We start from the raw sequence: 11,374 nt of genomic DNA, 5'->3' as shown, positions 1-11,374 counted from the left end.
GACGGTTCCTGCCGTGCCGTAAAGCTGCCTGAACCGGATTTCGAAGGTCGCATATAGGGCAGGCCTCCGCCTTTGTGAAGGGGGTAAGCACCGCTGCTTCCTTGCCGCCAGGGCGCCATTTTCGCCTGCGCCTTCCCTTTTGCGGCAACAGCTGCTATATGGAACCTGCTTACGTCGCCTTTTGACGGATATCGGACTGCCTTCAGGCTTCTCCTCTTGTCCCCTATCGCGCCTCACAAAGCCGGGATGTGCGAATAATCGCGCGTCCCCCTCAAATCATGCGCAATGCAGGACAGACTGGAACGAATGCTGAAATATAAGGAACCCGATTTTCAGGAACGCAGGGCACTCGCCACACAGGCGCGTGACAAGGCACTTGCCAAGTTGCGGGCCAAGCCCCCGGTTGATCCGGAGCTGGCGGCCCAGCGGGCTGCCGCGGCACAAGCCAAGGCGGCTGCCGAACTGGAAAAGCGTCAGCAGGCCAAGCTCGCCCGCGAAGAAGAACGCGCCGCCAAGGCGGAACGCGCTCGTCTGGAGGCGGAAGCTGCCGCTGCTGCGATCAAGCCGGTATTGACCGACGAAGAGCGCAAGGCCGCGCGCGATGCGCGCTATCAGGCGCGCAAGAGCCGTAAAGGCGCGCGGTGACGGCCTGGCCCGGTCGCGCCCCTCGCGCGGCCGACACCCTATATGATCGCTTGGTCCGGCATGGTGCCGGGCGCGATCCAACTCATATGTTACGCGGCACTGGCCGCAAGGAATCATTTTGCATACCCATTCAAACAAGACTCAACGCCGTACCCTTTCGATGTTCGACAGGAAGCGGCCCTTTCATCCCGGCCTGACGCCGGGTGGCACCCTGTCCACGGTTCAGCTCAAGCAGATCGTTGCGGATATGGTGGGCTGATATTGGAATTGTCGGGGGAGCGCCGATTGGCGCTCCCTTTTTTCTGTCATTCACAAAGGAGGCCCTATGAGCCGTACAGCAATCCGTCCCTTCCTGATCAGCAAGGATGAAGAAGGTCATTTCCGCCTCACCGTGCGCGAAACCCGCTATAATTCGCAAGGCTATCCGCTGACCTCGTCGCTGCTTCAGGACGAGAAGTTCAAGACTGCCGCCGCCGTCCGCGCCTTTGCACGCGACGCGTTCCGGGCAGAAGCCGGTCAGTTCGCGACGAAATAATCGGCGGTTTTCAGGGTTGCTGGGCGTCGCTTGGCGGCGTTCCCGGCGCTGGCGCAATCTTCACCGTTTCAAAACGGTCCATGCGCCGCACCCCGGCCAGTCCGGTCGGCGCTGGCGGTGCAGGCATGGCGACCGGCACCCGCCGACGCATACAGTCACGCTTGTCGGCGCGCGGGGTCTGGTCGCAATTCCACAAGGCCCGCTGCAACCCACTCTGCGTGTCGTGAATGTAGGAAAACCGCATCGCGGCCAGATTGGCCAGCGTCAACGGCAACTCCTTCGGCGCGTCATTTGCCGTCCACCCCATGATCCGGCATTGGGATCGCCCGGCGCAAAAGGTGCGGGCGCTTTCGGGCCAGCTGTCGGGTTTGCTGCCGCGTGGTAACTCCACCAGGAAACTCCGCATGTCAGCCAGGGCGATCAGCCTGACGCCGCCCACGCTCTTGCCGATCTGATCAAGACCGATCGCCTGCCGTGCCTGCGCGGCGATCGCGTCGGCGCTGTCGGCCATCGGCGTGATGGCGCCCGGCAGCAGCGGGGTCGCCATGCTGTGCGCAGGGGACAGGCGCGCAATCCGGCCGATCAGCGGCTCACCGCCATCGATGGTGCGCGTGCGAAAGGCTGGCGGTGTCCCCCACCAGCCGCGCCACCGGAAAAAAAGATGCGTCCCCACCCGCGTCAGCTTGTCCAGGCTGCCGCTCCAATAGGGCACCACCCAATCGGTATGATAATGGGTGGCATAGCCCACCGGCTTGAACACGTCGCCTGCCAGCGCGCCGCGCGCAATGGCGCGCGCCCTGTCCCATGCGGCCGGGGAGGGGGTGCGGGCCAGCGCGCCGTCGCAGCTGAAGGTGAACTGGCAACCCGTGGTGCGTTCCTGCCCCTGAAAGACGACGCCGCACACCGTCTTGGGAAAGGCGGGATGGCGCACGCGATTGAGGACGACCTGCGCGACGGCGCGCTCGCCCACGGCATCGTCGCCCGCTTCATAGATTTGCGCCGCGGCCAGGCAATCCACGGCGCGGGCCAGATCCGTCTCGGACCCTTCGAACCGGAATGGCCGCGCCGCCGGGTTGGCCAGCCGGGAAAAGGGGATGGCGGCATTGAGCGCCCGCGCGCGGTCGGCGGGCAGGGCATAGACCGCCACTGGCTCCACCGGCGGCGGCGGGCTGGGTGGCCGCACCCCGTGGGATAGACCCCTCCGGGCAAAATGCGCTTCGCCCGCCTCGCGCGGCGCGCGCGCTTCCCACCCCGCCACAGCGGCAGGCAGGCCAGCGAACAGCGCCAGCCAGACGATCCACATCCAAGGACGCGGCTCGCTGGAAACAGAGTCACCCGTCATTGCGTGATGATCATTCCGGCAGGAAATCGGGCACCGACAGATAGCGTTCGCCGGTGTCGTAGTTGAAGCCCAGCACCCGGCTGCCCGCTGGCAAATCCTTCAGCTTCTGCGCGATCGCCGCCAGCGTCGCGCCCGAAGAAATGCCCACCAATATGCCTTCCTCGCTGGCCGACCGCCGCGCATATTCCTTGGCGTCGGCGGGATCGACCTGGATCACCCCGTCCAGCAATTGCGTGTGCAGGTTCGCCGGAATGAAGCCCGCGCCAATGCCCTGAATGGGGTGGGGGCCGGGCTGGCCGCCGCTGATGACATGCGACAGGGTCGGCTCGACCGCATAGATCTTGATCCCCGGCCAGGCCTTTTTCAGCACTTCGGCCGTGCCGGTGATATGCCCGCCTGTGCCGACGCCGGTGATCAGCACGTCGATCGGCGCGTCGGCGAAATCGGCCAGTATCTCCTGCGCCGTAGTGCGGGCGTGGACCGCGATATTGGCCGGGTTTTCAAACTGCTGCGGCATCCAGCTACCGGGCGTCTGCGCCACCAGTTCCAGCGCGCGCTCGATCGCGCCCTTCATCCCCTTTTCGCGCGGGGTCAGGTCGAAACTGGCGCCATAGGCCAGCATCAGCCGCCGCCTCTCGATCGACATGCTTTCGGGCATGACGAGCACCAGCTTGTAGCCCTTGACCGCCGCGACCATGGCCAGGCCAACGCCGGTATTGCCCGATGTCGGTTCGATGATGGTGCCGCCCGGTTGCAACTCGCCAGACGCTTCGGCGGCCTCGATCATGGCCAGCGCGATCCGGTCCTTGATCGACCCGCCCGGATTGGAGCGTTCCGACTTGATCCAGACTTCCGTGCCTTCGGGCGCATCGCCAAACAGCCGGTTCACCCGGACATGCGGGGTGTTGCCGATGGTTTCGAGTATCGTGGCAGCTTTCATGGGGCTTTCTCCTGGCTGAGGTCCGCCGCCCTTATGTCGGGTGGGTCGAAGGTGCGTGCAAGGCGCAATTCGGGAAAGAGACGCGCCCAGAACAGCGTGATGACGATAGCACCGATACCGCCACCAATGACAGCGGCAACCGGCCCGACCAGCGCGGCCAGAAATCCGCTTTCCGCCTCGCCCAGTTCGTTGGAGGCGGAAATGGTCAGTTGCGACAGGCTCGATACCCGCCCGCGCATCGCGTCCGGCGTGTGAAGCTGGACCAGCGACTGCCGCACGAACACCGAAATCATGTCCGCCGCGCCCAATATCACCAGCGCGCCGATGCCGAATTCCATCGCGATGCTGCGCGGCAGGAAGGCGGTGCAGCCAAATGCGATCGTGGCGATGCCGAACAGGATGACCGCGCCCAGCATCTTGATGCCGACTTCATTCCTCAATGGCCGGAACGAAAACCACAGCGCCATCAACCCCGCGCCGACCCCCGGCGCTGCGGCCAGATGGCCCAGGCCCGCCGATCCCACATGCAATATGTCGCGCGCATAGACCGGCAACAGCGCAGTCGCCCCCGCCAGCAGCACCGCGAACAGGTCCAGCGTGATGGTCGCCAGCACCAGCCGGTTGGAACGCACATAGCTCAGCCCGTCGATCATCTGGCGGATCGGGTGGCGGGTGACGTCGCGCGCGGCCTGCGGCACCGGGCCGATCAGCATCATCGCGCCGAGCGCCACCCCATAGAGTATCGCAGCCAGCGCATAGGCGCCCCAGGGCGTCGCTGCATAGGCATAGCCGCCCAGCGCTGGCCCCACGATCGACCCGGCCCGCCACACCACGCCCGATATGGCGATGGCGTTGGGCAACACCTCGCGCGGCACCAGATTGGGGGCCAGCGCGCCATAGGCCGGGCCGTTGAACGCGCGGGCGATGCCGACGATGACGGCGATGCCGAATATCAGCGGCAGCCCGACCCATCCCTCGAACGTCGCGAAAGCCAGCAATCCGGCCGCTGCGGTCAGCATCGTCAGCGTCAGCCGGGTGATCATCCGCCGGTCATAATGGTCCGCGACCCATCCGGTCAGCGGCGTCAGGAAAAACAGCGGCAAAAATTGCGCCAGGCCGATCAGCCCCAACTGCGCCGAAGCCCCCGCCGTCGTCATGGTCTCGCGCGCGATATTATAGGCCTGCCAGCCCAGCACGATCATCATGCTATATTGCGCCAGCACCGCGGTCATCCGACCGATCAGATAGGCCCGGAAATCGCCGAAATGCAGCGGATGGCGATGCGGGGAGGGGGCTGTCATGCCACCGGCTTTAGCCGCTGTGCGGGCAAACAGGCAACCATGGCGCGGGGCGATGGGCGCAGCTTTTCTTGGCCGCGCCATGCCATGGCTTTTGCCGTCTCCCTCCATCGTCCGTTCGCCCTGAGCTTGCCGAAGGGTTGAAAAGGACAAGGCTTCGACAGGCTCAGCCCGAACGGCGGCTGGCAGGCTATGTCAATGACCTTACTTGAACAGGCTGCCCAAAATTCCGCGCACCAGCCGACCCGCAATCCCGCCGCTCGACGATTTGCGGCTCGATCCGCCGAACACCGCGCGGCCCAGTTCGTTGGCGACCTGCCGCCCGACCGATGAGCCAGCCGCGCGCGTCGCCGACTGGATCGCCTTGTCCAGCGCGGACGGCTTGGCCGCCTCGCGCGCGGCAGCGGCGTCGGCGCGGGCCTGCGCCTTGATCTCCTGTTCGCGCTGCTTGGCCTCCGCCTTGGCCTGCACGGCGGCGGTCCGCTCGGCTTCGTCCTGCGCCTTCTTCGCGGCGGCGGCGGCAGCGGCGGCATTGCCGCGCGCGGCCAGTATCTCCTCCGCCGATTCGCGGTCGATCGCCTCGTCATATTTGCCCGCAACCGGGGAAATCGACTGGATGATCGCCCGCTCCTTGGGGCTTACCGGGCCAAGCCGCGATCGCGGCGGCGCGATCAGCGTGCGCTGAACGATGCCGGGCGATCCATCCTCCTGCAACAGCGACACCAGCGCCTCGCCGACCTTCAATTCGGTAATCGCCGTCTCGACATTCAGGTCGGGATTGATGCGGAACGTCTCTGCCGCCGCCTTGATCGCGCGCTGGTCGCGCGGCGTGAAGGCGCGCAGCGCGTGCTGTACCCGGTTGCCCAATTGCCCGGCGACATCCTCTGGTATGTCTATCGGGTTCTGGGTCACGAAATAGACGCCCACGCCCTTGGACCGGATCAGCCGCACCACCTGCTCGATCTTGTCGGTCAGTGCCTTGGGCGCATCGTCGAACAGCAGATGCGCCTCGTCGAAGAAGAAGACCAGCACCGGCTTGTCCGGGTCGCCCACTTCGGGCAGCGTCTCGAACAATTCGCTCAGCAGCCACAACAGGAACGTCGCATAGAGTTTCGGGCTCTGCATCAGCTTGTCGGCGGCCAATATGTTCACATAACCGCGCCCTTGCTCATCCACCTTGATCATGTCGTGGATGTCGAGCGCTGGTTCGCCAAAGAAATGCGCGCCGCCCTGGCTTTCGAGCTGGAGCAATTGCCGCTGGATCGCGCCGACGCTGGCCTTGGTGACATTGCCATAACGCGCCGACAGCGTGTCGGCATTTTCCGCGCAAAAGCTGAGCATCGCCTGCAAATCGCCCAGGTCCAGCAGCAGCAGCCCTTCCTCGTCGGCATATTTGAACGCGATCGACAGCACGCCTTCTTGCGTTTCATTAAGGCCCATCAGCCGCGCCAGCAGCAACGGCCCCATTTCGCTGATGGTCGTGCGGATCGGATGGCCCTGTTCGCCATACAGATCCCAGAAGATCGCCGGATTGTCGGCATAGCTATAATCGGAAAGGCCGATCTCGGCCGCCCGCGCGACCAGCTTGTCGGCATTTTTGGCCGTCGGGGAACCGGCCATGGCGATGCCTGACAGGTCGCCCTTCACGTCGGACAGGAACACCGGCACGCCCAGCGCGGAAAAACTCTCGGCAATGCCCTGCAACGTCACCGTCTTGCCAGTGCCCGTCGCCCCGGCGATCAGGCCATGGCGATTGGCCCGGCGCAGGTTGAGCAACTGGCGGACGCCGCCATCCTTGTCCGGCGCGCCAAGACCAATGAAAATGCCGTCGCTCATCCCCGTTCCTTCCCCATAAAAAAGCCGTCATTCCCGCCTGCGCGGGAATGACGGAAACATTTTCACTATCCTCCAGCCGTCAAGGAAAGAGGAATGTTCATAAGGCGCTTATTTATCGCGCAGACGCACCGGCAGGAAAATCGGCTGCTGGCCGCGGCGCAACACCTGGAGCAGGATGGCGTTGCGGTTCTGCGCCGCCACCGCTTTCACTTGCGCGTCCAGTTCGGCCTGGCTGGTGATCGGGCGATTATTCGCGCTGATGATCACGTCGCCACGCCGCAGCCCCTTGGCCCCGGCATCGGTCGATCCGTCAACGGCAGTAATCACCACGCCGCGCGTATCGGCGGCCACGCCCAGCTGACGAATGATGCCGGGCGTCAGCGGGATCGCCGAAATGCCCAGCGACTGCTGCGCTGCCTGGCCCGGATTGGAATCCTGCTGGCTGAAATCCTCATCCTGCTGCGGGGCGAAGCTGGACAGCTCCTCTTCCGACGGACGTTCGCCCACAACGGCGGTCACCGTCTGGCGCTGGCCATTGCGCATCAGGACGATCGGCACCTTGCTGCCGATCGGCTGGTTGGCGACGATGGAGGACAGGTTCTGGTCCGGGTTAACTTCCTGACCATTGACCGACACGATGACGTCGCCCGCCTTGATCCCGGCCTTGTCTGCGCCCTTGCCCGGCTCGACGCCCTGGACGAATTCGCCGCGATTCTTGGCCAGGCCCAGCGAATCGGCCAGATCCTCGCCCAGCGGGCTGATCTGGACGCCCAGATAGCCGCGCTTGACGCTCTGGCCCTGGCGCAGGGTCGCGACGATCGGCGCGGCCTGTTCGGACGGAATGGCAAAGCCGATGCCGACATTGCCGCCCGACGGCGACAGGATCTGGCTGTTGATGCCGATCACATTGCCGCGCATGTCGAACATCGGGCCGCCGCTATTGCCCTGGTTGATCGACGCATCGGTCTGGATGAACTTCTCGTAACCGCCTCCCGTGCTGCGATGCACGGCGGAGATGATGCCAGCCGTCACCGTGCCCGACAGGGCGAAGGGGTTGCCGATCGCAACCACCCAATCGCCGACCCGCGCCTTGGTGCTGTCGCCGAACTTGACGAAGGGCAGGGGCTTTTTCGCGTCGATCTTCAGCACCGCCAGGTCGGTCGCGGGATCGCGGCCCACCAGCTTGGCGGTATATTCTTCCTTGTTGGTCAGCGTGACCGTGATCGAATCGACGGTCGCGCCTTCCGCGCCTGCCGACACGACGTGGTTGTTGGTGACGATATAGCCATCAGCCGAAATCAGGAAACCCGAACCCAGCGACTGGGCCTGCCGGGTCTGGGGGCGTCCGCCCGGCGCCTGGCCGAACAGGTCGCCAAAGGGGGTGCCGGCAAAGGGATTTTGCACCGCGACCCGCTGCTTGGTCGAAATATTGACGACCGCCGGTTGCAGCTTTTCGACCATATCAGCCAGGCTCGCGGGCGCGCCCGCCGGGGCAGCAGCCTGCAATCCTTCATTCTGCGCGGTCTGCGCCCCGACATTGGGGGACGTGATGGCAATGGCGGTGCCGCCCAGCAACAGGGCGCCGGTAATGGCATAAGCGTAACGCACTCGTGACGGTCCTCTCATGATCTTCAGGAAATGGAAGGCGGGACTCTCAAACAGAGAGCCGGTCATGCGCCGCCTTGCCTTAACCCTCATTGAATGATGCTGGTTCCGAAATGATCCGCAGCATCGGTGAACCCTTATTTGCGTCCCTGAAACTGTTGCAGAAACTCGTTATTGGGCGACAGGATGATATTGGTCTGTCCGGTCCGGTCGGGTGAGAAAGTATAGCGATAGCTCTGCATCGCCCGATAGAAATCATAGAAGGACGGGTCTTTGCCGAAACTTTCGGCATAGATGCGCGCGGCATTGGCGTCCGCCTCGGCGCGGATGATCTGCGCCTGCTTGGCACCCTGCGCCCGGATCGTCAGCGCTTCCTGCTCGCGCGCGGTGCGCATCCGCGTAAAGGCGCTTTCCAGCGGCGTGCCGTCGGGCAGGTCGGCGCGCTTGATCCGCACGTCGACAATCTCGGCCCCATATTGGCGCGCGACCCGGTCCAGCCCGGCCTCGATATTCTGCATCACCTGGCCGCGTTCGGGGCTGAGCAGCGCGGCGAAAGGCCGCTTGCCCAGTTCGTTGCGCAACGCGGAACCCAGGATCGGGCGCAGCGCGTCCGACACCCGTTCCTCATTGCCAGCGGCAATATACATGCGCAGCGGATCGACGATGCGATACCGGGCAAAGGCATCCACCTGCAAGCGCAGCTGGTCGGTGGACAGCACCTGCTGTCGCTCCATCTCGACCGAAAGCACCCGCTTGTCGATCCACACGATCTGGTCGATGAACGGCCAGCGCCAGATAATGCCAGCGCCGGTATTCCCGAACGTCTCGTTGGGCTGATAGCGGTTGATGATGTCCTTGGGATCGCCAAAGCGCACGATCACGCCCTGCCGGGTTTCCGGTACGATCGTCACCGTGCTGCCGACCAGGATCAGCAGGAACAGCGCGATCAGCGCAATCGCGATGGGTTGGCGCAATATGCCCCGCATCACTGGCCTCCCGTGCTGGCGGCAGAGCCGGTGGCCGGGGTCGCCTGCGCGCGGCGCTTGATTTCAGGCAATGGCAGATAGGGAGTCACATTGCCGCCTTCGACGATGGTCTTGTCGACGTTCGACAACACGCCCTCCATGGTTTCATAATACATGCGGCGGCGGGTCACGTCGGGCGACAGGCGATATTGTTCATAGACCTTGTCGAACGACGCGGCCTCGCCCTGCGCCTTGGCCGTCACCTGCTGGGCGGCGGCGCGCGCTTCGTTCAGATAGGTTTGCGCGGTCTGCTGCGCTGCCGACACGGCCTTGAACGCATCGTTCACCGCGCTTGGCGGATCGGCCTGCTTGATCGCGACGCCCTGAATGCGGATGCCCGAACGATAACCGTCCAATATTTCCTGCATCCGCTGCTCGACCTGCTGCTCGATCGCGGTGCGCCCAGCGCCCAGCGCATCGTCCAGGCTGACGCTCGCCAGCACGGCCCGCATCGCGCTTTCGGCGACTTCGCGCACGGCTGCGTCCGGGTCCGACAACTGGAACAGATAGAGTTCGGGGTTGCGGATGTTCCAGCGCACGGAATAGGCCAGATCGATGATATTCTGGTCGCCCGTCAGCACCAGATTCTCGCTTTCCGCGCTGGTCGATCCGACGTCGATGGTGCGGATTTCCTCCACATCCACGATCGACACCGTCTCGAACGGCGCAGGCAGGGTCAGGCTGATGCCCGGCGACAGGGTGCGGCTATATTTGCCAAGCAGGGTGACGACGCCCCGTTCCTGCGGGCCGACGCGATGAAAGCTGGTCAGCACCAGCCATAATATCACCAGCAGCGCGATCGCGGCGGGCCACAACGCCTTGCCATTGGCACGCGGGGGCAGGCCGCCAAAGCCGCCGCCACCGCCGCCCTGGCCAAAGCTTTCGCGACCACGGCGCAGCAATTCGTCGATGGCCGACGGGCCTTTCTGGCCGGTGGGTCGATTGGGCTGGGTCCATGGGTTGCGCGGGCCGCCGTCGCCGCCCGACCCCTTACCGTCATTGCCGTCCGGCCCGTCGCTCTTACCGCCCCAAGGCCCTTGAGCCATGCTCATGATGCCGGGCATCCACCCGAAAATTCTTTTCATGGCCCTTCTATAGGAAGGCTTATCCACGAAAAACAGTGCCAATGGCTGCGATTATTTCCTACAGGGCGTCGCCATGACCGATATCGCCGATTTTACCGCCCGCCTGACCGCCCTGACCGATGGCCGCGCCAGCGCCCCGCGCGTCAGGGACGGCGTCATGACCCTTGCGCTCGACGTGGGCGGGCTTGGCCCCGACCAGCGGGACGCGATCCTTGCCGCGATCCGCGAGGGCGGGCTGACCGTGCCGGGCGTCACGGACGTCCGCATCGCCCAGACCGCCGAGCGCCGCCCGCTGCGTATCATCGCGGTGGCATCGGGCAAGGGCGGGGTGGGCAAATCCACCCTGTCGGCCAATCTGGCGGTGGCGCTGCATCGGCTGGGCCACAAGGTCGGTCTCGTCGACGCCGACATTTACGGCCCGTCCCAGGCGCGTCTGATGGGCAGCGAGGACCAGAAGCCCCAGGCGCGCGAAAAAAAGCTGATCCCCGTCACCGGCGTTGCGGGTATTCCGATGCTGTCGATGGCGCATCTGGTCGAACCGGGCAAGGCGCTGGCATGGCGCGGGCCGATGGTGGGCAATGCCCTGTCGCAACTGATCGACGCCGACTGGGGCGACACGCAATTGCTGGTGGTGGACATGCCGCCCGGCACTGGCGACATTCAATTGACCATGGTGCAAAAGCATAAGCCGGCGGGCGCGGTCATCGTGTCCACGCCGCAGGATCTGGCCCTGATCGACGCGACCCGCGCCGTCAGCCTGTTCGCGCAGGTCGGGGTGCCGATGATCGGCCTTGTCGAAAATATGGCGGGCTATGCCTGTCCCCATTGCGGCGAAATTTCCGACCCGTTCGGGCAGGGCGGGGCGGAAGCGGCGGCGAGCGAAATGGACATGCCCTTTCTGGGCCGCGTCCCGCTCGCCATCGACATCCGCCGCCAGTCGGACGCGGGCGATCCCCCGGCCGCTGGCGAAGGCATTCATGCCGACGCCTTCCGCACCATTGCGCAGAGGGTGGCCGACTGGCTCGGCCGCACGGTTTGACTGTCCTACAGCGGGGCCAGGCTG

Annotated in this window: 11 protein-coding genes; 4 read left to right on the top strand and 7 right to left on the bottom strand. The window is 64.9% G+C overall.

What is annotated here, in order from left to right:
* The first annotated feature begins 306 nt into the window (after positions 1-306).
* The 3 genes from CJD35_RS01815 to CJD35_RS01810 all read left to right on the top strand — a co-directional run bounded on the left by CJD35_RS01815 (position 307) and on the right by CJD35_RS01810 (position 1,180).
* On the top strand, positions 307-645 hold the full coding sequence (locus tag CJD35_RS01815) for a DUF6481 family protein (protein WP_026002296.1): 339 nt from the start codon (positions 307-309) through the stop codon (positions 643-645).
* 118 nt (positions 646-763) lie between these two features.
* Positions 764-904 carry a hypothetical protein gene (locus CJD35_RS22330; RefSeq protein ID WP_157742265.1) on the top strand — a complete coding sequence of 47 codons (141 nt, stop codon included), beginning with the start codon at positions 764-766 and terminating at the stop codon, positions 902-904.
* 66 nt (positions 905-970) lie between these two features.
* The gene (locus tag CJD35_RS01810; RefSeq protein ID WP_017182613.1) at positions 971-1,180 is read left to right on the top strand and encodes a hypothetical protein; all 210 of its coding nucleotides are present in this window, start codon (positions 971-973) and stop codon (positions 1,178-1,180) included.
* Between the two features lie 10 nt (positions 1,181-1,190).
* On the opposite strand, the gene CJD35_RS01805 is transcribed toward CJD35_RS01810, so the two are convergent.
* The 7 genes from CJD35_RS01805 to hflK all read right to left on the bottom strand — a co-directional run bounded on the left by CJD35_RS01805 (position 1,191) and on the right by hflK (position 10,311).
* Entirely contained in the window at positions 1,191-2,522 is a 1,332-nt protein-coding gene (locus CJD35_RS01805) for a cell wall hydrolase (RefSeq protein WP_380789834.1), read from the bottom strand.
* Positions 2,523-2,532: 10 nt separating this feature from the next.
* Positions 2,533-3,462, bottom strand: coding sequence for a cysteine synthase A (cysK, locus tag CJD35_RS01800; protein WP_086485755.1), 930 nt, complete (start codon positions 3,460-3,462; stop codon positions 2,533-2,535).
* Positions 3,459-4,763: an MFS transporter gene (locus tag CJD35_RS01795; RefSeq protein WP_095687177.1), complete on the bottom strand. Its 1,305-nt coding sequence runs from the start codon at positions 4,761-4,763 to the stop codon at positions 3,459-3,461. The genes cysK and CJD35_RS01795 overlap by 4 nt, the downstream gene beginning before the upstream one ends.
* 201 nt (positions 4,764-4,964) lie before the next feature.
* On the bottom strand, positions 4,965-6,596 hold the full coding sequence (locus tag CJD35_RS01790) for a helicase HerA-like domain-containing protein (RefSeq protein ID WP_017182617.1): 1,632 nt from the start codon (positions 6,594-6,596) through the stop codon (positions 4,965-4,967).
* Between the two features lie 108 nt (positions 6,597-6,704).
* A complete protein-coding gene (locus CJD35_RS01785) occupies positions 6,705-8,204 on the bottom strand; it encodes a Do family serine endopeptidase (protein WP_017182618.1) in 1,500 nt (499 codons plus the stop codon).
* Between the two features lie 134 nt (positions 8,205-8,338).
* Positions 8,339-9,187 carry a protease modulator HflC gene (hflC, locus tag CJD35_RS01780; protein WP_017182619.1) on the bottom strand — a complete coding sequence of 283 codons (849 nt, stop codon included), beginning with the start codon at positions 9,185-9,187 and terminating at the stop codon, positions 8,339-8,341.
* Positions 9,187-10,311: an FtsH protease activity modulator HflK gene (hflK, locus tag CJD35_RS01775; RefSeq protein ID WP_174302219.1), complete on the bottom strand. Its 1,125-nt coding sequence runs from the start codon at positions 10,309-10,311 to the stop codon at positions 9,187-9,189. The genes hflC and hflK overlap by 1 nt, the downstream gene beginning before the upstream one ends.
* A gap of 73 nt (positions 10,312-10,384) precedes the next feature.
* Here hflK and CJD35_RS01770 point away from each other — a divergent pair, with 73 nt between their 5' ends.
* A complete protein-coding gene (locus tag CJD35_RS01770; protein ID WP_017182621.1) occupies positions 10,385-11,350 on the top strand; it encodes an Mrp/NBP35 family ATP-binding protein in 966 nt (321 codons plus the stop codon).
* Positions 11,351-11,374 lie beyond the last annotated feature (24 nt).

Source organism: Sphingobium xenophagum, assembly GCF_002288285.1.
Taxonomy (GTDB): domain Bacteria; phylum Pseudomonadota; class Alphaproteobacteria; order Sphingomonadales; family Sphingomonadaceae; genus Sphingobium; species Sphingobium xenophagum.
Note: the sequence above shows the minus strand (reverse complement) of the source record. Positions and strands in the feature narration are given on the sequence as shown.